This is a genomic window from Bacillus sp. FSL W8-0920 (assembly GCF_038593215.1).
In the GTDB taxonomy this organism is placed as follows: domain Bacteria; phylum Bacillota; class Bacilli; order Bacillales; family Bacillaceae; genus Bacillus; species Bacillus pumilus.
Genome location: NZ_CP151974.1, coordinates 2,587,958 through 2,609,300, shown reverse-complemented (window position 1 = coordinate 2,609,300; position 21,343 = coordinate 2,587,958). Strand labels below are relative to the sequence as shown.

Genomic DNA, 21,343 nt, shown 5'->3' with positions numbered 1-21,343 from the left:
AGGAAATCAATTGACGCTTGTCATTGGATTAACCGGCGGGATTGCTAGCGGAAAAAGCACAGTCTCGCAGATGATAAAAGAGCAGGGCATCCGGGTTGTGGACGCAGATGTGATTGCAAAAGAAGCGGTCGCCAAAGGAACACCCGCCCTTCATCATATCGTTCAAACCTTTGGTGAGGGTGTCCTCCTGCCAAATGGAGAGCTAGACCGGCAGCGGCTGGGAGCCATTATTTTTTCTAATGAAGAGAAAAGAAAGCAGCTAAATGCGATCGTTCACCCAGAAGTGCGAAAGGAAATGCTCAGGCAGCGAGATGAAGGAATCGACAGCCGAGAAACATTCGTTGTCCTGGATATCCCGCTTTTATTTGAGAGTCAGCTGGAAAGTCTCGTCGATCGCATTATTGTGGTGTATACAACACCAGAATTACAGCTATCACGACTCATTAATCGAAACGACCTTAGCGCGGAAGAAGCGCTGAATCGGATTCACTCTCAGCAGCCTCTTGAGGAAAAATGTAAGAAAGCAGACCGGGTGATAGAAAATACACAAGATCTTGCTTTTATTAGAAAGCAATTGCAGAACATATTAAATGAATGGGAACATACTGATAAGTAAGAGTACATACACGTACTCTTCTTTTTTTATGCTTTTTATATTTCTCATGAAAAGAACAGCCCTTTTTAGAAAATATACGTTTATATACTGGCAATTACAATCTAATGTGATATACTAATTTCATAAATAAATTTATTGAGTATAACACATAATAGAGGAGTGACCTGTTCATGAAGGTAAAAGCAGCGATCAATGGGTTTGGCAGAATTGGACGCATGGTCTTCAGAAAAGCAATGCTTGATGATCAAATTCAAATTGTAGCGGTGAACGCAAGCTATCCTGCCGAAACGCTAGCACATTTAATTAAATATGATACAAATCATGGACGTTACGAATGCGATGTGACAGCAGAAGATGACGCACTGATTGTAAATGGGAAAAGAGTGCTTTTGCTCAATAACAGAGACCCAAAGCAGCTTCCGTGGGGAGAGCTTGGGATTGATATCGTCATAGAAGCAACCGGAAAATTTAATTCAAAAGATCAAGCGATGGGCCATATAGATGCCGGAGCGAAAAAGGTCGTACTTACAGCTCCAGGTAAAAATGAAGACATTACAATTGTGATGGGTGTCAATGAGGATGATCTTGATCCTGAAAAGCACGTCGTTATTTCAAACGCATCTTGTACAACAAACTGTTTAGCACCAGTTGTCAAATTGTTAGATGATGAATTCGGTATCGACAACGGTTTAATGACAACGGTTCATGCGTATACAAATGATCAAAAAAATATCGATAACCCGCATAAGGATTTGCGCCGGGCAAGAGCATGTGCCCAGTCCATTATTCCAACGACGACGGGTGCCGCTAAAGCGCTTTCTTTAGTGCTGCCGCACATGAAAGGGAAATTGCATGGACTTGCACTTCGCGTGCCAGTTTCCAATGTATCGATGGTTGATCTTGTTGTCGACTTGAAAAAAGATGTCACAGCAGAAGAAGTCAATGCAGCCTTCTCAAATGCATCAAAAACTTCTCTTTCCGGTATTTTAGATTACACGGATGAGCCGCTTGTTTCTACAGACTTTAATACGAACCCTTATTCAGCTGTCGTAGATGGACTGACAACGATGGTGATGGGGGATAGAAAAGTAAAAGTTCTTGCATGGTATGACAATGAATGGGGTTATTCATGCAGAGTGGTGGATCTTGTGAAGTTTGTCGGATCGCAGATGAAAGAGCTTTCTGCTGTTTGAAATGAAGAAGACGAACGTCCCTTTTCAAGGAATGAGAGAAAATCCCATTGAAAACACAGCTTGCAAAATGGGTCTAAACAAAGTATACTATTTTTCGTGAACTTCTTGTTCGCAGACTCATTCGGGTATACTTAAAGGGTTAGGACCTCTTTGGACTAACTTTCCCCCGTGGTATATGTCCGGTCCGGCTGCTTAGAACTTCACTCTTTCATTCTTGTTTAAGGGGGGTCCATGATGGAAACAATCGGACGTCACGTTATCTCCGAGCTATGGGGATGCGACTGTGATAAACTGAACGACATGGATTTTATTGAAAAAACGTTTGTAAATGCAGCTTTGAAATCAGGAGCTGAAGTAAGAGAGGTTGCTTTTCACAAATTTGCACCTCAAGGAGTAAGTGGAGTTGTCATTATTTCTGAATCTCATCTGACAATTCACAGCTTTCCTGAACATGGTTATGCGAGCATAGATGTTTATACTTGCGGCGACCTAGATCCGAATATCGCAGCAGATCATATCGGAGATGAATTAGGTGCTGAAACAAGAGAAAACATTGAAATTCCTCGAGGCATGGGACCTGTACAAGTGAAACAGGCGCAAGCCAAAGCACTGTAAACATAAAAAAAGATCGCAATGGGAGCTGGCCAAAAGCATTGAAATGCCTTTGTGTTATGCTCCTTTTTATATTTGTTTGATAGAGAAAATCCAACATTCCCCAACTTGCCTATACTTTTGTTCTAGGAAAACAAAGGTTTTTTTTATAAAATAAAGAAGAGGCATTATGGTAAAGGGGATACGTAGATGATTTTAGGACAAAAGTTCAAACGGTTCATGTCAAACCATACAGAAACATCTGACGAGCATCCAGTGTCAGAACTGAAAAGCCATTACTACAAATCGACGAATGCGCAAGTTTTTCAAGCGGTGGAAGCCATGCTTTCTGGGCACGCTTCCTATCAAGTGACATCTGTTTCAGCAGAACGAGGTGAAATCAGCGCAAACATCAGTATGCCGAAAAAAGCCTTTCTCGTAGCGACTGTCATTTCAATTCGTCCTTTTGAAACAGCTGTCGATTTTAATGTGACAACAGAAACAGCCTTGCCAACAGATTTTGGCTATAGTGAGAAAACGGTTTTTTCCCTTTATGATGAACTAGACAAACAACTTCCAAGAATAGATCGGAGCTGATGAAATGAAATGTCCCACATGTCAGCACCTTGGCACAAGGGTGCTTGATTCAAGACCAGTAGATGAAGGGAAATCCATCCGTCGTAGAAGAGAGTGCGAAAGCTGCCAATATCGCTTTACGACGTTTGAGAAATTAGAAGAATTACCACTGATTGTGGTGAAAAAAGAAGGAATTCGAGAAGAATTCAGCCGCGAAAAGATGCTGAGAGGACTCATTAAAGCATGTGAAAAGCGACCTGTTGCTTTAAAGCAGCTGGAGGATGTCTGCTTTAATATTGAAAAAGAACTGCGTAATCAAGGTATGTCAGAAGTGAAAAGTGAGCTTGTAGGTGAAATGGTGATGGACGAGCTGGCAAAAATTGATGAAGTGTCTTACGTCAGGTTTGCCTCCGTTTACCGGCAGTTTAAAGATATCAACGTCTTTATTGATGAATTAAAAGATTTATTAAAGAAAGAACGCTAAAAAAGAGCTGAAGATACTTCATGCTCTTTTTCCTGCGTAAAGCGTAAAACGCAAAAAGGGTGTACAATAGAAACAATTGCAATTCATGGGGAGGATCAGCATATGACAGAGCATTGGAAGGAAGTGCTAGCCGTCGATCCGTATGTCGTCAAAAGCGCTTCATTGCTCGGTGACATCGATAGACAGCTCATCACTCTTTTATATCAGCCGCTTATAGGCATGTCCGCTTTCAGCTTATATATGACGCTGTGGGGAGAGCTGGAACAAAATCGTATGTGGGGGAAACCCGCACCTCATCGGCAGCTCATGGTCATGCTGCAAACGAATTTGAATGATATTTTTGAGGAACGTTTAAAGCTTGAAGCGATTGGTTTACTCCGCACATATGAACAGGAAACGGAAGAAGGCAGACTGTTTACATATGAGCTTGTGCCGCCGTTAAGACCAGATGAGTTTTTCCAAGATGGTATGCTGAATGTTCTGCTGTACCATCGTGTAGAGAAAGCGAAATATATGCAGCTTCGTGATTATTTCTCATATCCCGGTGTTCCGGCAGAGGCAAAGAACATCTCGCGGTCGTTTGAAGAAGTTTTTCACGTATTGCAGCCAGGTGAACGCAGGATGACAGAAGAAATCAATCAGGCGTCATCACTTGATCAGGGCTATGAATATGTGACCGTTGGATCGAGTCAGCCGGCTCCTCTCTCAGACGAATCCTTTGATTTCGATTTATTGTTAGCAGGCATGTCTGATATGATGATTCCAAGAAAGGCTTTGACAAAGCAGGTGAAAGAAACCATTAAGAAGTTAGCCGTTGTATACGGCATCACCCCGCTTCAAATGCAAAATATTGTAGCAGGCGCCTGTGGTTCGGATCAAATGATCTCAACAGAAGAGCTGAGAAAAGCGGCAAGAGACTGGTACCAAATTGAATACAGAGGCGAGCAGCCAAAACTCATTGATCAAAAACAGCCGAGACACTTGCGTCAAGATGCTTCAAAAGCGCCAGTGGCAGATACGCCAGATGCCAAATTGATTGAAAAGCTTGATCATATTTCGCCTAGGGAGCTGCTAAAAGATATGGCTGACGGCATTGAGCCAACATATGCCGACTTAAGAATTGTCGAAGATATTATGCTTGAGCAACAGCTAGAGCCAGGTGTCATGAACGTTTTGATCTACTATACATTACTGAAAACAGATATGAAGCTGTCGAAAACATATATGCAAAAAATCGCCGCTCATTGGGTGAGAAAGAAAATTAAAACCGTAGCGGCGGCCATGAAAATGGCCAAAGAAGAGAACAGGCAAATGACAGAGTGGGCGCAGCAGAAAAAGCAGCGTAGCACATACGGATCAGGGAAAGTTGTCCGTGAAGAGAAGCTTCCTGACTGGATGAAAGAAACCGAAACGAAAGAACAGCCAGCAAAAGAACAAACAGACAGCCTGTCGACAGAAGACCTCGAACGAGAAAAAGAAAAACTGTTAGATCAGTTTAAAAATATGAAAAAGTACAATGCACATTAAGATGAGGTGAGATGAGGATGAAACCGATCGGTCGTTCATTTGAACAGCTAAAAGGGCGCGTAGATTTTCGTGTGAGATACAATCAGATTAAAGAGAGTGTGTTATCTGATGAAGATGTAAAAGCCTTTTTACAGGAGCACCAAGAAGACATACACGAAGACATGATCAATCGCAGCTTGAACCGGCTTTTTGAATATGTGCAGCAGTCGAAGGGCTGTTCATATTGCTTAGATGAAGAGAATGTCAATGCGATTTTAGACGGTTATCACCCGAAGCTTGTGATCAAAGGTCAGAGTATTGATATTGAATATTCCCCTTGTCCAGTCAAGCTGCGGCTCGATAGACAGAAAAAACAGCAAGAGCTCATGAAAAGCATGTACATTCCGCAAAATGTTCTTCAAGCGACGTTCGCTGATTTGAACGTTGTGGGAAGACAGGAAGTCATTCAAAAAGTAGGGCAATTCCTGCAAAGCTATGATGAGACGGGCAAAGGGAAGGGCCTATATTTACACGGAAAGTTTGGAGTAGGAAAAACGTATATTCTGGCAGCCATTGCGCAGCAGTTAGCGGAGAAGGAATACCCATCTCTCCTTGTGTACGTGCCTGAATTTGTGAGAGAGCTAAAAAATTCGTTAGCCGATCATACACTAGAATCAAAACTGAACATGGTCAAATCCACCCCTATTTTAATGCTTGATGATATTGGGGCAGAGTCGATGACAAGCTGGGTTCGAGATGAACTACTCGGAACGATTTTACAATACCGTATGGCAGAGCAGCTGCCGACTTTCTTCTCTTCTAATTTCTCACCAAGTGAACTGAAGCATCACTTTACGTACTCACAGCGCGGGGAAAAAGAAGAGGTCAAAGCCGCTCGTTTAATGGAACGGATTCTCTATTTAGCAGAGGCAGTCTTGCTCGAAGGAGAAAACCGCCGTCATTTATAAAAGCGTCTATCACCTGAAGGAGGAGCAAATGAAATGAACAAAAGAAAATGGCTGCTTTTTCTCGTGATTGCAGGTCTCGCTGTTTTACTTTGGTGGCTGAACAAACAGCATCTTCAGCTGGCGCCAAAAGATGTGAAAAATTGGGTGCTTCAATTTGGGATGCTGGCACCCTTTGTTTTTCTTTTCTTATCTCTTTTTCGCCCTTTTGTTCTCGTCCCTATTACGGTTTTTTCGCTGGCAGCAGGTTTGGCATTTGGCAGTGTTCTTGGGACGATTTATGCCCTCGTTGGTGCTACCGCCGGAGCAACATGCTCCTTCCTGCTTGCCACAACCTTTCGTGCAAAAAAGAAGGAAACACAATCAAGCAGCCGGAAGCTGAAAGCGGTGACGTCCCGCATTCAGGAGCATGGGTTTCTTTACATTTTGTTATTGCGTATTGCCCCAATCCATTTTGACTTTGTCAGCTATGCGGCAGCAGCTTCACGTGCAAATTATCGTGCATTTACGGCAGCTACCTTTTTAGGCTTAATACCGGGTACAGTTGCATTAAATGTCCTTGGCTCAAGCTTTGTCAGTGGCAATTATGCCGCTTTAGCAATCGTTTGTTTGATTTATCTAATTTTTATCTCAGTTCCGCTCATTTTAAAAAGAAAGATGCCTGATTTATTTTAGGCGTCTATTTTTTATGTTCTCCCCATATATATGTAACAGATGTCGTTAGGGGGGACAAACATGCTTGAAATAATCTTTGAAGATGAATATGATACCGCCGCTTTTTTACATCTTGCTGAACACCTGGACAGTCGGCATCACATGTCAATTCAACAAGGGAAAGACCGGCTTCTCATAGAGGCGAAGGAATCAAAGGAAGGACTTGAGTCCATTGTGCGGCCATTACTGGTTCACTTTTTTTTGGAATGCAAAGAAAATGAGCGCATGCGCAGCATTCTTGAAAACACGTATTTATTTAAAGATCCTGAAGAGCAGCACCAAATTCTTTCAATTGCCCACAGCATCATGAACGGGGATTTAGATGATATTCCCGGCATTCATCAAGAACCGTCAAGAGAAGCCCTGTTAACAAAGGAGCTCGAGACTATTTCTTTACAGCAAGGTATTTTTTCAATTGGTTCATTTATGACATTCAGACTGTCAGAGTATGACAGGAGGCTGAAGAACTATGTTGAAGTCTCCATTGAAGAATACAAAATGGAACAAGAATATCAAAACTTCATTCAATCGCTTCGAGACTATGTGATGGCAAAAGAACCGAAGCTCGAAAAAGTACATGTTGTGCATCAGGATCGCCTGATGATTTGGGAATTTCGGTACGCTTCTGAGCGTGATCAAAAACAATACATAGACAGACAGTTTGTAAGAGAGCATCCAATGTATATTGATTCGCAGCTGATTGCACCACTCGTATCCATAGCGCCCAAAAAGATTGACCTGTTTACAAATGATACAGGTCACTCGATGGTACAGACCATTCAAAATATTTTTCAAGAAAGGGTCGAGGTATTCCCGGCTCATTCATTTCAAGAACACAATGTTCAATTTGTCCATGACCATTTGGAACAGAAAAGTGAAAAGCTTTCTTGATTTTCACGAAAAAACGTTTTATAATACGGTGTAACTTCATACAAAGACCGTATTGATAAGGACATGAACAAATGAACACCCGCTTAAAGAGAGGGAAGCCGCGGCTGAAAGCTTCCTAGCAGAGGACCATTTGCTTTACCACCTTTGAACATCAGCTGTGAACGTTTTAGTAATGGCTGACGGGAATTCCCGTTATCGAACCACAAGCCGTGTTTGCTTATGAAAAAGTAAGCTGCAAATACGGGAAAAAGGGTGGAACCACGATTCCGTTTTATTCAACCTCGTCCCTTTCCAGGGGGCGGGGTTTTTATATTGCCAAAAAAAGGAGTGACCAGAGATGTCAGAACAAATTCAACTTACATTTCCAGATGGAGCAGTCAAGGAGTTTGACAAAACAGCTACAACAGAAGACATCGCGGCATCAATTAGCCCAGGCCTAAAGAAAAAAGCGCTTGCCGGTAAATTGAACGGCAAAGAAATAGATCTGCGTACGCCGCTATTAGAAAGTGGAACAATTGAGATCATCACAGATAAAAGTGATGAAGCACTCGACATTATGCGCCACAGCACAGCTCATTTGCTAGCACAGGCAATCAAACGCCTGTATGGAAAAGAGCATCACGTTCAGTTTGGCGTAGGTCCTGTGATTGAAAATGGCTTCTACTACGATGTGGACATCGATGTTGCCATCACACCGGAAGATTTACCAAAGATTGAAAAAGAAATGAAAAAAATCATTAACAGCAATCTGCCAATCGAGCGAATTGAAGTATCAAGAGAAGAAGCGAAAAAACGCTTTGAAGCGATTGGTGATCAATTAAAGCTTGAGCTGTTAGAGGCGATTCCAGAAGGTGAAGCTGTCACGATTTATGAGCAGGGTGAATTCTTTGACCTCTGCCGCGGCATTCACTTGCCATCAACAGGGAAAATCAAAGAGTTTAAACTGTTAAGCCTTGCAGGTGCATACTGGAGAGGTGACAGCAACAATCAAATGCTTCAGCGTATTTACGGTACAGCTTTCTTCAGCAAAGATGATCTAAATGAGCATCTACGCCTGCTTGAAGAAGCGAAAGAACGCGATCACCGTAAACTAGGAAAAGAGCTGAAACTGTTTGCGAACTCTCAAAAGGTAGGTCAAGGTCTACCGCTTTGGCTGCCAAAAGGCGCAACGATCCGCCGCGTTATTGAGCGTTACATTGTTGATAAAGAAGTACGCCTTGGTTATGAGCATGTGTATACACCAGTTCTTGCAAATGTTGAATTGTATAAAACATCAGGGCACTGGGCGCATTATCAAGAAGACATGTTCCCTGTGATGGAAATGGACAATGAAGATCTTGTTCTTCGTCCGATGAACTGTCCTCACCATATGATGATTTACAAAAACGAGCCGCATAGCTATCGCGAATTGCCAATTCGTATTGCAGAGCTTGGTACAATGCACCGTTATGAAATGTCAGGTGCTTTATCTGGCCTTCAGCGTGTTCGCGGTATGACATTAAACGATGCCCATATCTTTGTACGTCCAGATCAAATCAAAGACGAATTCATTCGTACAGTTCGCCTAATTGAAGAAGTGTATCAAGACTTTGGCTTGAATGACTACACATTCCGCTTATCTTACCGTGATCCAGAAGATACTGAGAAGTATTTCGACGATGATGCCATGTGGAATAAAGCGCAATCGATGCTAAAGGATGCAATGGACGAGCTTGGTCATGACTATTATGAGGCAGAAGGCGAAGCGGCATTTTATGGTCCGAAGCTTGACGTTCAAGTGAAGACAGCTCTTGGAAAAGAAGAGACACTGTCTACTGTACAGCTTGATTTCTTACTTCCAGAGCGCTTCGATCTCACATATATCGGAGAAGATGGCAAGCACCATCGTCCAGTCGTGATTCATAGAGGTGTTGTTTCTACAATGGAGCGTTTTGTTGCCTTCTTAATTGAAGAATACAAAGGAGCCCTACCAACTTGGCTGGCACCTGTACAATTCCAAGTCATCCCGGTTTCACCTTCTGTCCATTTAGACTATGCGAAAAAAGTACAAGAACGTTTGCAGCTTGAAGGTCTTCGTGTAGAGCTTGACAGCCGTGATGAAAAAATCGGATACAAAATTAGAGAAGCGCAAATGCAAAAGATTCCGTACATGCTAGTCGTCGGAGATCAAGAAGCAGAAAATGGCGCAGTCAATGTAAGAAAATACGGAGAGCAAGATTCAGAAACAATGGATCTTGAAGCCTTTGTGAAACATGCAGTAGCAGAAGCGAAAAAATAATCTTTTTCAAGCGAAGCAGTCAGTGATCTTTCTCCTTAGATCACTGGCTTTTTCTTTTTGGGAAAAATTCTTCACTAGTGATCCAGTCCCTTGAATGATACGTTTAGATAGTATGAAAGTATGGGTAAGTATGTACTATTGGTTCGAGTTAAATTGGGGGTATGAAAGCGATGATGAAAACAACAAACACTTTATCATCACAAGTATTGGAGCGATCAGCAGTACTTCGTGCATTGGAACACTCACTGGCGATGATTGAATTTGATGTGACAGGTGAAGTGCTATGGGTCAATGATATTTTTGCAAAAGCCATGGGATATTCAAAGCAAGAGATGATTGGTTTAAAACATAGACAGTTTTGTCCTCCTCATATTGCAGAACACGCAAGCTATCAAATGTTTTGGAAGCGTTTGAAAGAGGGGCAAGTCTTTCAGGAAAAGGTGCAGCGGACGACGAAGAATGGTGACAATTTATGGCTTGAAGCGACATATACACCTGTCCGCAATGAAGAGGAACGCGTAGTGGGTGTTGTGAAAGTCGCAACAGACATAACAGAAAGAGAAAGCACGATGAAACAGGTCGTAGGCGATTTAAAGGACATGTCTGCGAAATTAATGGAGCGAGCAGAAGTGGGCATCCAGCATAGTCAAAGAGTCAATGTCTCCTTTGATCATATAGCAAACGAAACAGATCAAAATATGAGCTTACTAGAAGGATTAACAGAGCAGGTAGAGTCCATCAGCTTCATCGCTACAACGATTAACAGCATTTCCTCACAAACCCAGCTCCTTGCATTAAATGCGGCGATCGAAGCAGCCCATGCAGGTTCCTATGGAAATGGCTTTAGTGTAGTGGCGGCAGAAATTCGAAAGCTTGCAACTGATTCAAAAGAAGCGATCGTCAAAGTAGATCAATATGTAAAGGCGATTCATGCGGAAGTAGAGAAGGTCAGCAGCGGAACGAGCCGGGCCAAGACAACGGTGTTTACAAATCGCGATCTTGTAAAGCAGGCAAGTGAGGAATTTATGAATGTAGGAGAAGCAGCCCGCAGCTTAGACAAGCAAGCGCAAAGTCTAGCGGGAATTGTGTAGTTTGAGCACACAAAAAACACCCAATCTCGTTAGGAGAAGGGTGTTTTCTCGTTTGTTCTATTTTAATATATCAAACAATTCATGTAAGTCTTTGATTTCATAATCTGGCGTTACATCTGTTTCGTTCTTTTTGCCATGTCGATTGATCCAAACGGTTTGAATCCCGGCTCGAGATGCCCCAAGAATATCTGTTTTTGGATTATCTCCCACCATGATCACATCGTCTTTTGTTAGATTTAACAGCTGAAGGCAGTGCTCAAAGATGCCAGGGTCAGGTTTGCCTTTCCCGTAATCTCCTGAAATGACAATTTCATTAAAATAAGGTGCAAGCTCAGGAACACCGGCCAGTTTTTCCTTTTGAAGACTAGGATCTCCGTTTGTTAAAAGGAGCAATTCATAGCTGCCTTTCAGACGGTCTAAAACAGGGTACGTTTCTTCATAGACAAATGGGCGTTTTCTCCGCTCTGCTGCAAAGAAATCAGCCAAATATTGTCCAAATGCCTCATCGTCAATTCCTGCTTCTTTTAAGCCATTGGTCCAAGCGTTCTTGCGATACTCTGGTGCAAGGGCATTCAATTTTTGAAAGCCTTCGCTAATCGGTTCACTAAAATTGGACCACAGTCCTTCGAAAGGATTAATTCCGATCATGACAGTATAATCATATGTTTCATAGGACGAATACAGCTTTCTTGCTTCTTCACGTACAATTTGTTCAAATGTTTCTGGATTCAGTCCATATTTCTTTTCCGCTTCGCGGCATGTTTCCTGAAAAGTGGTGTGAATGCTTTTTTCATCCCAAAGCAAAGTATCATCTAAATCGAAAAATACGGCTTTCATGATCTTCTCCCTTGTTATGTATATGTTACCTTCAATTGCAAGTGACGGCTCAAGTTCATTTTACAATAGAAGATGAGGGCAATAAAGAAAAGATTTGAGAGATATTTGAACATTGACCGCACATGATAGAATAGAAAGACAGTAAATAATACATACATCAATTGAGGTGGCAGGTTTGCTTCATTTAATTATTATGATGATCGAGCGTGTTGGGATCATCGTTATTTTAGGGTTTGTGCTTGCCCATGTGAAGGGCTTTCGCAATCTATTGCTTCATAATGAAGGGTTTCGAAAAAAGGCAGTCCTTGTCTTTATTTTTGCTTCTTTTAGTATTATCAGCAATTACACAGGAATTGAAATCCAGCAGCAGATGGTCATGAATCATGAGTTTTCCTATCATCTCGGCTCGTCAAGCTCAATTGCCAATACGAGAATCATGGGAATCGAAATGGGCGGATTAATAGGAGGGCCGTTTGTTGGCATTGGCGCAGGGCTTCTAGCTGGGATTCATCGCTATTCATTAGGAGGAAGCACGGCACTCAGCTGTGCGATTTCTTCGATTTTAGCCGGTGTGATTGCAGGCTATGTCGGCAGCAGGTTTAAGCGGAAGAATCGAATGGTGACACCTCGCCAAGCCGCACTTTTTGGTGTGGCAATGGAATCCTTGCAGATGATCGTTATCCTTCTATTTGCAAAGCCATTTGCTGATGCTTGGGGGCTTGTGAGTATTATTGCCCTGCCGATGATTTTTGTGAATGGAATTGGTAGCTTTATCTTTTTATCGATTTTACAGTCAGTCATTCGGCAAGAAGAGCAGGCAAAGGCGATGCAGACACACCGTGTATTTTCAATCGCCGATCAAACGCTGCCTTTCTTCCGCCAAGGGTTAAATGAACAGTCATGTAAAAGCGTGGCGGAGATCATTCATCGATTAACAGAAACAGATGCGGTCTCCTTAACCGATACAGAAAAGATTTTAGCGCATGTTGGAGATGGGACAGATCATCATATTCCATCGAAAAGCCTCATTACAGGACTGTCGAAACAAGTATTGATGAGCGGCAAAATTATGAAGGCACATTCGAAAGATGAAATCAATTGTTCAGTCACCCATTGCCCGCTTCAAGCGGCGATTGTGCTGCCCCTCACCTCCAATGGTCAAACGATCGGAACGTTAAAAATGTATTTCAATTCTCCGGTCGGATTAAGCAGGGTAGAGGAGGAGCTTGCAGAAGGCTTGGCGATGCTGTTTTCCACACAGCTTGAGCTTGGGGAGGCAGAAACCCAAAGCCGTCTGCTAAAAGATGCAGAGATCAAAGCGCTTCAAGCGCAAGTGAATCCGCACTTTTTATTTAACGCCATTAATACCATCTCTGTCTTGTGCAGAACGAACGTAGAGATGGCTAGAAAGCTGCTGCTTCAGCTGAGTATATATTTTCGATCCAATTTGCAAGGAGCCCGCCAGCTGCTCATTCCACTTCATAAAGAAATTCAGCATGTAGAAGCCTATTTGTCACTTGAACAAGCAAGGTTTCCAAATAAATACCACGTGACCTTTCAAATTGAAAAGGAGCTAGAGCAGGTGATGATTCCGCCATTTGTGCTTCAGGTGCTTGTTGAAAATGCAGTGAGACACGCATTTCCTAAACATCAAACGAGCTGTGAAGTCATCGTATCTGCTGTGATGAAAGATGGGCATGTCAATATGAAAGTGACGGATAATGGACAGGGAATCGAGAATGACAAGATGGCTCAGTTATTAAAAGCGCCTGTTGAATCCAAAGAAGGAACAGGTACGGCTCTTTTTAATTTAGATCAGCGGTTAAGAGGGATTTTTGGCAGACAAGCCGCTCTATCTATTCATAGCGGCCAAGGCACTGACATCTCATTTCGCATTCCAATGGACTATGTAAAAGAGGATGATTTTCGTTGATAAATGTATTAATCGTAGATGATGAAGTGTTAGCAAGAGACGAATTAAAATACTTATTACGCAGAACGAAAGAGGATGTTCAAATAGAGGAAGCAGAAAATATAGAATCAGCTTTTGACCGGATGGTGGATCATAAGCCGGACCTGCTCTTTTTAGACATTGATTTATCTGGTGAAAATGGATTTGATATTGCCAAAAGGCTCAACCGGATGTCTGATCCGCCAGCGATTATATTTGCGACAGCCTTTGATCAGTATGCGCTGAAGGCGTTTGAGGTCAGTGCGCTCGATTATTTAACAAAACCATTTGATGAAGAACGGCTTTTGCAAACGATCCAAAAGTTTAAAAAGTGGAAATCTGTTGAGACGCAAGACCACCAGCTATCAGATGAGAAAATCCCCCATCAGCAAAAGCTAGCCATTTCAGTCGATGATTCAATTGTCATTCTGCAAGTAGAAGAGATCATGTATGTAGGGCTTAGTGAGGGGAAAAAGGTTGTAAAAACAAAGGATCACATGTATGAGGTCACAGAACCGCTTGTGGTCATTGAAAAGAAACTCCCTGAGGCTTACTTTATGAGGGTTCATCGAAGCTATATCGTGAACACCTCTCATATGAAAGAAGTACAGCCGTGGTTTAATTCGACGTATAATCTGCATATGACAGACGGGTCGATTATTCCTGTCAGCCGCACTTACGCCAAAGAACTAAAGAAGTCGCTCCTGCTAGAGTAGGACGGCTTTTTTTATTTGTATTTCAATACTCGTTTTCTGCATTTCATTCATTGAATCCGGCGAGTTTGATTGTAAACGCTTCATTCATTTATTTCATGCCATATACTGAGGGCAGTCGAAGAAAGAGGTGAAGGGGCATGAGTGCCACTAAAGTATATGGATTTCTATCTCAAGCATTTATCTTTGCAACTGTAATGTTCGTTTCTAATCTCATTTCAATGTATTTACCAATTCCGATGCCTGCATCTGTGATCGGTCTGGTTCTATTATTTGTTTTGCTGACAACGAAAATCGTCAAACTGGAGCAAGTGGAGCAATTAGGTACATCATTGACAGGGCTCATTAGCTTTCTATTTGTTCCCTCTGGTATCTCGGTTATTCAATCACTAGGTGTCATGCAAGAAGTAGGTGTGCAAGTCGTCGGTGTCATTATCATTGCAACGATTATGTTACTAGCAGCGACAGGGCTATTCACGCAGCTTCTCATGCAATTATCAGACAAACCACAGAAACGTAAAGAGACAAAGGAGAGCAAATCGACTCCTTCTCATTCTAATAAACCAGCTTCAAGTACGCATTAAAGGAGAGATGCAGGATGGGTACAAGTACGATGAGTCCTTATTTTGGTATAGTCGTCTCATTGGTCGCCTTTGGAATCGGTACATTCTTATTTAAAAAATCAAAAGGCTTCTTCTTATTTACACCACTTTTTGTCGCCATGGTGTTAGGTATTTTATTTTTGAAAATTGGCGGTTTTTCCTATGCAGATTATAATGAGGGCGGCAAGATTATCAAGTTTTTCTTAGAGCCTGCGACGATTGCTTTCGCTATTCCGCTTTATAAGCAGCGCGCATTGCTTAAAAAATATTGGTGGCAGATTTTATCCGCTATTTTTGTAGGATCACTTTGCTCCATTACAATTGTGTATGTCGTAGCAAAAGGCATTCATCTTGATGCGGCTGTAATGAAAAGTATGCTCCCGCAGGCAGCGACGACAGCGATTGCTCTTCCGATTGCAAAGGATATTGGCGGAATTGCAGATATCACAGCCTTTGCGGTCATATTTAATGCAGTCATTGTGTATGCACTAGGTGCTTTCTTCTTAAAATGGTTTCGAATTAAAAATCCAGTGGCAAAAGGGCTTGCACTCGGTACATCAGGACATGCACTTGGCGTCTCTGTTGGGATTGAGATGGGTGAAGTGGAAGCGGCCATGGCAAGTATTGCTGTTGTGGTCGTAGGAGTTGTGACTGTCATTGTCATCCCAATCTTTATGCAATTCATTCTTTGATGACGTGATTGTTTTGAAAAAGCCTTGCCCAATTCGTTTAATCATGCTAAAATGAAAAAGTTGTTTCAAGAGTTCGGTTACTTGACGGACAAATGAAAATTGTGTAGAATAATTAACGAATTGAATAGATATCACAAGCAGAAGCACCCGCTTCTCACCTGATTGACACGTGTTTGTAGTTGACAGGTTGACCGTACATTTATTTTTTCATGCAAATGTTCGCAGTGTGGGTGTTTTATATGCCCACACTTTTTGTTTGCCTGTAAAACATACAACGAAATGGTCAAAATGAATTGTGAACTCAATTCAAAATCTCATGGAGGTGGCTCACTATTAGCAAAGATCAATTAGTTAATGAAGGTATTCGTGCGCGTGAAGTTCGTTTGATCGGACAAAATGGCGATCAGCTGGGGATTAAAACCCGCCAGGAAGCTCTGGAAATTGCTACGAAAGCCAATCTTGACCTTGTGTTAGTTGCTGCAAATGCAAAACCACCTGTTTGCCGAATCATGGACTATGGTAAGTTCCGATTCGAACAGCAGAAGAAGGATAAAGAGGCACGTAAGAATCAAAAAATCATTAGCTTAAAAGAAGTTCGGTTGAGCCCGACAATTGATGAACATGATTTTAACACGAAGCTCCGTAATGCAATCAAATTCCTTGAAAAGGGCGATAAAGTGAAAGCTTCTATCCGCTTTAAAGGGCGTGCGATTACGCATAAAGAAATCGGACAGCGCGTGTTAGACCGTTTCTCTGAAGCTTGCGCTGAAGTAGCAACAGTAGAAACAAAACCTAAGATGGACGGACGTAGCATGTTCCTCATGCTTGCACCAAAAGTCGAAAAGTAAAGTAACAGAGGGAGGAAATATCCAATGCCAAAAATGAAAACTCACCGCGGATCTGCTAAACGTTTCAAAAAAACAGGTTCTGGTAAACTTAAACGTTCTCATGCGTACACAAGTCACCTGTTCGCTAACAAATCTACAAAGCAAAAACGTAAATTGCGTAAGAGCGCAATCGTAAGTGCTGGAGATTTCAAACGTATCAAACAACAACTTGCAAACATCAAGTAATTTGGAATAGGAATCATAGGAGGGAATTACAATGCCAAGAGTAAAAGGCGGAACTGTGTCGCGTCAGCGTCGTAAAAAGGTTCTTAAATTAGCAAAAGGTTATTTCGGTTCAAAACATAGATTATACAAAGTAGCAAACCAACAGGTGATGAAATCTGGAAACTACGCTTTCCGTGACCGTCGTCAGAAAAAACGTGACTTCCGTAAACTATGGATCACTCGTATCAATGCTGCAGCTCGTATGAACGGTCTTTCTTACAGCCGTTTAATGCATGGCCTAAAGCTTTCTGGTATCGAAGTAAACCGCAAAATGCTTGCTGACCTTGCTGTGAATGACCTAAGTGCATTCAATCAGCTTGCTGATGCTGCAAAAGCACAACTAGACAAGTAAGTCATAAGAAAGATCATTCCGTCGAGGGGTGATCTTTTTTGCTCATCATGTGAGGTGAAATGAATGAATATCGCGTTGATTGTGCTGCTGATCTTGGTAAATGGCTATGGTTTCTTTCTCATGGGAGAGGACAAGCGCCGGGCAAAAGCGCATAAATGGAGAATTTCAGAGGCGCACTTATGGAGTGCTGCCGTGCTTTTTGGGGCTGCTGGATCGTATCTAGGGATGCAGTATTTCCGTCATAAAACAAAGCATCCTGCCTTTCAAATTGGCATGCCAATGTTAATCATGGTGCAGTTGATCATATTAGGATATATCAAGTTCATCTGAAAAAGGAGCAGACGCCATCAAGACGGCGTGTCTGCTCCTTTTTTTTGTTTGATTTTTTTAATGGGCTGATCCCAATCAATTTTTGTTTGAGGATAACGTTCGATAATGTTTTCCTCCAATTTTTCAAAGTCTTCTAATGTAAATTCACTTAGCTTCTCAGGTGACTCCGTCCAAACGTAAATGGAGTGGACAAATAGAGGATGATCCTTAGAAGGAACATGCTTCTCCCCTTCAAACAAGACACCTTTATAGACGAAATTAAAATTTTTACGTGCATTTTGTTGTTCGTCCATAAAATAAAAGCCTTCTTTTAATTGTGCTTGTTTCAGCTTTCTTCTCGGATTTGAGAAGAATTTTACCGCCATGTAGAAGATGTAGACAAGCAGTGCAACAAGAGCTAGTCTAATGAGGATTACAAACATGACAGGATGCACCTCCAATACCGTTATCTGATGTACTACGAATGAAAAGGCCAAAAGGTTTCAACTTTTTTTTAAAAAATATTTCGGAAAACGAAAAAATATTCATAAAAAGATCGTATTGAACGAAAAAGGTTTTGTATAATAAGAATGCACCATGAAGATAAAGGAGGATATATGGAATGACAAAGCTAGATCAAACATTAACTATGCTGAAAGACCTAACGGATGCAAAAGGGATTCCAGGAAATGAACGTGATGTCAAAAAAGTCATGCAGACATACATAGAATCATATGCAGATGAAGTCTCTAGTGACCGCCTTGGCAGCTTAATTGCTAAGAAGGAAGGAAACGCAAACGGACCTAAAATTATGCTTGCTGGTCACTTAGATGAAGTAGGATTCATGGTGACAAAAATTGATGACAAAGGCTACATTCGCTTCCAAACTGTCGGCGGATGGTGGTCGCAGGTCATGCTCGCGCAGCGTGTGACGATTGTAACGAAAAAGGGAGACATAACAGGTGTGATTGGCTCAAAGCCGCCGCACGTCTTGTCACCTGAAGCTCGAAAAAAATCGATTGAGATTACAGATATGTTTATTGATATCGGTGCATCAAGCAAAGAACAGGCAATGGAGTGGGGCGTTCTGCCTGGAGATCAAATCGTCCCTTATTTTGAGTTTACAGTGATGAATGATGAAAAAATGCTCCTTGCAAAAGCATGGGACAACCGTATCGGCTGTGCAGTTGCGATTGATGTCATGAAGAACTTACACAATACTCAGCATGAGAATATTGCTTACAGTGTTGCAACTGTACAAGAGGAAGTTGGCCTGCGTGGTGCCAAAACAGCAGCGGCTACAATCCAGCCTGATATTGGATTTGCCATTGATGTTGGTGTAGCAGGAGACACACCGGGCATTACTGAAAAAGAAGCAACAAGCAAACTTGGCAAAGGACCAACGATTGTTGTATTTGATGCTTCTATGGTATCTCATAAAGGGCTTCGGGATTTTGTTGTCCAAACAGCGGATGAATTGAACATTCCGTACCAATATGACTCTATGCCTGGCGGCGGGACAGATGCTGGCGGTATCCATTTAACAGGTCATGGTGTGCCATCACTATCGATCGGGATACCAAGTAGATATATTCATACCCATGCAGCGATGATTCACCGAGATGATTATGAAAATGCAGTGAAGCTTTTAACAGAAGTGATCAAAAGACTTGATCAAAAAACGGTTGAGCAGATCACGTACGGTTCTTAAGTAAGAAAGCCTTTCCTCAGTATAAGGGAAGGGCTTTTTTTATTTCATTGAATTTCCCAGGAAATGAACTGTCATTTTAAGTTACGCCAAAAGAACTGTTTTTGGCAGAAGAAGAAAAAATATTCTAGTGAATAAGGCACATGTGATCTGGCTTTTATTTTTGTAAGATGAAAGCAATAAAAAGGACAGAGCCTAAAGAATGCCCTGTCAAAAGAGAGTTTATGGAAGTAGGTGAAGCTACCTTAAGAATAAACACATTATTCTTATTTGTCAACTTGGTTTTAAAGGAAAGAAAAATCAATCAATTTATGTTATATTTGTAACAAATTGTTTGTGCAAAGGGGATGGTTAAATGAATGCGGTTACAATTGTCATAGCATCTATGTGTATTTTAGCGATTGCCTATCGTCTTTATGGCACATTTATGATGGTCAAAGTCTTAAAGGTGACAGATGATCATCCTACACCGGCTCACACATTAGAGGACGGGAAGGATTATGTGCCAACCAATAAATGGGTCACATTTGGGCATCACTTTGCTGCGATTGCAGCTGCAGGTCCGTTAGTGGGTCCGATTTTAGCTGCGCAATTCGGGTATTTACCGGGTCTTCTTTGGCTGTTAATTGGCGCAGTGATAGGCGGAGCTGTACATGATCTTGTCGTCTTATTTGCATCGATGCGAAAAAAGGGGAAATCGTTATCAGAGGTAGCGAAGGAAGAGCTAGGACCTGTCGCAGGATTTTGTACAGGGCTTGCGATGCTGTTTATCATTACGATCACAATGGCAGGACTGTCTATGGTTGTGCTTCATGCGTTAGAACGTAACCCTTGGGGGACATTTGCAGTCGGAATCACGATTCCAATTGCGATGGGGGTTGGTCTTTATTATAAAAAGACAGGCAATTTAAAACTGGCGACAACTGCGGGATTTATTTTGCTGATGGTTGGTGTATTCCTTGGGCCGAATATTCAAGGAACGGCACTTGGCGATCTTTTAACACTTGATACAAAAACACTTGCTCTTGCCTTGCCGATCTATGCTTTTTTTGCTGCGGCATTGCCGGTTTGGCTGCTGCTCGCACCGAGGGACTATTTAAGCAGCTTTATGAAAATAGGTGTTTTTATCGCATTGATTGCTGGAATCTTTGTCGTCAATCCAACGATTCAATTCCCAGCCTTTACGGAGTTTGTGAATGGAGGAGGTCCTGTTTTAGCTGGTCCTGTCTGGCCTTTTATTTCAATAACCATTGCTTGCGGTGCCATATCTGGTTTCCACGCATTTGTTGGATCTGGGACAACACCTAAAATGCTTGACCGCTGGAGTGATATGAAGCCTGTCGCTTTTGGCGCAATGCTAGTAGAATGTCTAGTTGGAATTATGGCGTTAATTGCCGCTACCGCTCTTCATCCAGGCGATTATTTTGCGATAAACAGTACGCCAGAAGTGTTCAGAACACTCGGGATGAGTGTCGAGAACCTTCCGCAGCTGAGTAAGGAAATTGGTCTTGATTTAGAAGGAAGAACGGGTGGAGCTGTGACATTAGCTGTAGGGATGGCGTATATCTTTACGGGAATTCCGTTCTTTGGTCATTTGGCGTCTTATTTTTTCCAATTCGTCATTATGTTTGAGGCCGTCTTTATTTTAACCGCTATTGATGCAGGGACACGTGTGGCACGATATTTGATTCAAGACTTCTTTGGCGAAGCTTATAAACCGCTTAAACGAAATGACTGGGTCCCTGGGTCGGTGTTCGCAAGTGCGCTTGCTTGTTTTATGTGGGGGTACTTGCTTTACTCTGGAGACATCGGGTCCATTTGGGCACTATTTGGGGTATCAAACCAGTTAATGGCATCGGTCGGTCTCATCATAGGAGCAACCGTTGTCTTAAAAATTGCAGATAAAAGGCGATATATGCTGACTTGTTTAATTCCACTTGCTTACTTATATGTGACAGTGAATTATGCGGGCTATTGGATGGTAGCAAATGTATACCTTAATCCCGAGGCAGCAGGTTACAGCGTGCTGAATGCTGTGCTGTCAATCATTATGCTGATCTTAGGATTTGTGATTATTGTGTTTGCGATTAAAAAATGGGTCGACATTTGGCGTGATCCAGCGCTTCGGATGGAAACACCGATCACTGGCTAAATGAAAAAGC

Annotated in this window: 23 protein-coding genes and 1 other annotated feature; of the genes, 21 read left to right on the top strand and 2 right to left on the bottom strand. The window is 42.1% G+C overall.

The window, feature by feature from the left end:
• Window positions 1-10 precede the first annotated feature (10 nt).
• From coaE to NSS78_RS13170, 11 genes are all read left to right on the top strand, one after another.
• Window positions 11-616 carry a dephospho-CoA kinase gene (gene coaE / locus NSS78_RS13220; RefSeq protein ID WP_342468134.1) on the top strand — a complete coding sequence of 202 codons (606 nt, stop codon included), beginning with the start codon at window positions 11-13 and terminating at the stop codon, window positions 614-616.
• Between the two features lie 170 nt (window positions 617-786).
• Window positions 787-1,809: a glyceraldehyde-3-phosphate dehydrogenase gene (locus NSS78_RS13215; protein ID WP_003216683.1), complete on the top strand. Its 1,023-nt coding sequence runs from the start codon at window positions 787-789 to the stop codon at window positions 1,807-1,809.
• A 234-nt stretch (window positions 1,810-2,043) separates the two neighbouring features.
• Window positions 2,044-2,424, top strand: coding sequence for an adenosylmethionine decarboxylase (gene speD, locus NSS78_RS13210; protein WP_003216492.1), 381 nt, complete (start codon window positions 2,044-2,046; stop codon window positions 2,422-2,424).
• A gap of 186 nt (window positions 2,425-2,610) precedes the next feature.
• The gene (locus NSS78_RS13205) at window positions 2,611-2,997 is read left to right on the top strand and encodes a hypothetical protein (RefSeq protein WP_003216254.1); all 387 of its coding nucleotides are present in this window, start codon (window positions 2,611-2,613) and stop codon (window positions 2,995-2,997) included.
• Between the two features lie 4 nt (window positions 2,998-3,001).
• On the top strand, window positions 3,002-3,460 hold the full coding sequence (gene nrdR / locus NSS78_RS13200; protein ID WP_003216720.1) for a transcriptional regulator NrdR: 459 nt from the start codon (window positions 3,002-3,004) through the stop codon (window positions 3,458-3,460).
• Window positions 3,461-3,562: 102 nt separating this feature from the next.
• Window positions 3,563-4,987, top strand: a complete 1,425-nt coding sequence (locus tag NSS78_RS13195) for a replication initiation and membrane attachment family protein (RefSeq protein ID WP_050943597.1) — start codon at window positions 3,563-3,565, stop codon at window positions 4,985-4,987.
• Between the two features lie 17 nt (window positions 4,988-5,004).
• A complete protein-coding gene (gene dnaI / locus NSS78_RS13190) occupies window positions 5,005-5,934 on the top strand; it encodes a primosomal protein DnaI (RefSeq protein WP_034620615.1) in 930 nt (309 codons plus the stop codon).
• 33 nt (window positions 5,935-5,967) lie between these two features.
• Window positions 5,968-6,606 carry a TVP38/TMEM64 family protein gene (locus NSS78_RS13185; protein ID WP_003216366.1) on the top strand — a complete coding sequence of 213 codons (639 nt, stop codon included), beginning with the start codon at window positions 5,968-5,970 and terminating at the stop codon, window positions 6,604-6,606.
• Window positions 6,607-6,666: 60 nt separating this feature from the next.
• Window positions 6,667-7,536, top strand: a complete 870-nt coding sequence (ytxC, locus tag NSS78_RS13180; protein ID WP_050943599.1) for a putative sporulation protein YtxC — start codon at window positions 6,667-6,669, stop codon at window positions 7,534-7,536.
• A gap of 337 nt (window positions 7,537-7,873) precedes the next feature.
• Window positions 7,874-9,814: a threonine--tRNA ligase gene (thrS, locus tag NSS78_RS13175; RefSeq protein WP_065098569.1), complete on the top strand. Its 1,941-nt coding sequence runs from the start codon at window positions 7,874-7,876 to the stop codon at window positions 9,812-9,814.
• A 170-nt stretch (window positions 9,815-9,984) separates the two neighbouring features.
• The gene (locus tag NSS78_RS13170) at window positions 9,985-10,905 is read left to right on the top strand and encodes a methyl-accepting chemotaxis protein (protein WP_342468133.1); all 921 of its coding nucleotides are present in this window, start codon (window positions 9,985-9,987) and stop codon (window positions 10,903-10,905) included.
• A gap of 57 nt (window positions 10,906-10,962) precedes the next feature.
• On the opposite strand, the gene NSS78_RS13165 is transcribed toward NSS78_RS13170, so the two are convergent.
• Window positions 10,963-11,742 carry an HAD family hydrolase gene (locus tag NSS78_RS13165; protein ID WP_061409040.1) on the bottom strand — a complete coding sequence of 260 codons (780 nt, stop codon included), beginning with the start codon at window positions 11,740-11,742 and terminating at the stop codon, window positions 10,963-10,965.
• 175 nt (window positions 11,743-11,917) lie between these two features.
• On the opposite strand from NSS78_RS13165, the gene NSS78_RS13160 reads away from it, so the two are divergent.
• The 8 genes from NSS78_RS13160 (at window position 11,918) to NSS78_RS13125 (ending at window position 17,494) form a co-directional block, all read left to right on the top strand.
• On the top strand, window positions 11,918-13,675 hold the full coding sequence (locus tag NSS78_RS13160; protein ID WP_309217107.1) for a sensor histidine kinase: 1,758 nt from the start codon (window positions 11,918-11,920) through the stop codon (window positions 13,673-13,675).
• Window positions 13,672-14,409 carry a LytTR family transcriptional regulator DNA-binding domain-containing protein gene (locus tag NSS78_RS13155; protein WP_342468132.1) on the top strand — a complete coding sequence of 246 codons (738 nt, stop codon included), beginning with the start codon at window positions 13,672-13,674 and terminating at the stop codon, window positions 14,407-14,409. The genes NSS78_RS13160 and NSS78_RS13155 overlap by 4 nt, the downstream gene beginning before the upstream one ends.
• A 137-nt stretch (window positions 14,410-14,546) precedes the next feature.
• Window positions 14,547-14,990, top strand: coding sequence for an antiholin-like murein hydrolase modulator LrgA (lrgA, locus tag NSS78_RS13150; RefSeq protein ID WP_003216712.1), 444 nt, complete (start codon window positions 14,547-14,549; stop codon window positions 14,988-14,990).
• A gap of 14 nt (window positions 14,991-15,004) precedes the next feature.
• The gene (gene lrgB / locus NSS78_RS13145) at window positions 15,005-15,700 is read left to right on the top strand and encodes an antiholin-like protein LrgB (protein ID WP_170966027.1); all 696 of its coding nucleotides are present in this window, start codon (window positions 15,005-15,007) and stop codon (window positions 15,698-15,700) included.
• A 129-nt stretch (window positions 15,701-15,829) separates the two neighbouring features.
• Window positions 15,830-15,961 (top strand) — a sequence feature (ribosomal protein L20 leader region).
• A 71-nt stretch (window positions 15,962-16,032) separates the two neighbouring features.
• Entirely contained in the window at window positions 16,033-16,548 is a 516-nt protein-coding gene (gene infC, locus NSS78_RS13140; protein ID WP_034620611.1) for a translation initiation factor IF-3, read from the top strand.
• A gap of 24 nt (window positions 16,549-16,572) precedes the next feature.
• On the top strand, window positions 16,573-16,773 hold the full coding sequence (gene rpmI / locus NSS78_RS13135) for a 50S ribosomal protein L35 (protein ID WP_003216324.1): 201 nt from the start codon (window positions 16,573-16,575) through the stop codon (window positions 16,771-16,773).
• Between the two features lie 31 nt (window positions 16,774-16,804).
• Complete coding sequence (rplT, locus tag NSS78_RS13130) at window positions 16,805-17,164, top strand: 50S ribosomal protein L20 (RefSeq protein WP_003216409.1); 360 nt, start codon at window positions 16,805-16,807, stop codon at window positions 17,162-17,164.
• 63 nt (window positions 17,165-17,227) lie between these two features.
• A complete protein-coding gene (locus NSS78_RS13125; RefSeq protein WP_212046202.1) occupies window positions 17,228-17,494 on the top strand; it encodes a DUF1294 domain-containing protein in 267 nt (88 codons plus the stop codon).
• Between the two features lie 17 nt (window positions 17,495-17,511).
• Here the strand turns inward: NSS78_RS13125 and NSS78_RS13120 are convergent, their stop codons facing one another.
• Entirely contained in the window at window positions 17,512-17,916 is a 405-nt protein-coding gene (locus NSS78_RS13120) for a hypothetical protein (protein ID WP_003216690.1), read from the bottom strand.
• Between the two features lie 179 nt (window positions 17,917-18,095).
• On the opposite strand from NSS78_RS13120, the gene NSS78_RS13115 reads away from it, so the two are divergent.
• Both NSS78_RS13115 and cstA read left to right on the top strand, forming a co-directional pair.
• Window positions 18,096-19,184 carry a M42 family metallopeptidase gene (locus NSS78_RS13115; RefSeq protein WP_050943605.1) on the top strand — a complete coding sequence of 363 codons (1,089 nt, stop codon included), beginning with the start codon at window positions 18,096-18,098 and terminating at the stop codon, window positions 19,182-19,184.
• A 352-nt stretch (window positions 19,185-19,536) separates the two neighbouring features.
• Window positions 19,537-21,333: a carbon starvation protein CstA gene (cstA, locus tag NSS78_RS13110; RefSeq protein ID WP_050943606.1), complete on the top strand. Its 1,797-nt coding sequence runs from the start codon at window positions 19,537-19,539 to the stop codon at window positions 21,331-21,333.
• Window positions 21,334-21,343: the final 10 nt, after the last annotated feature.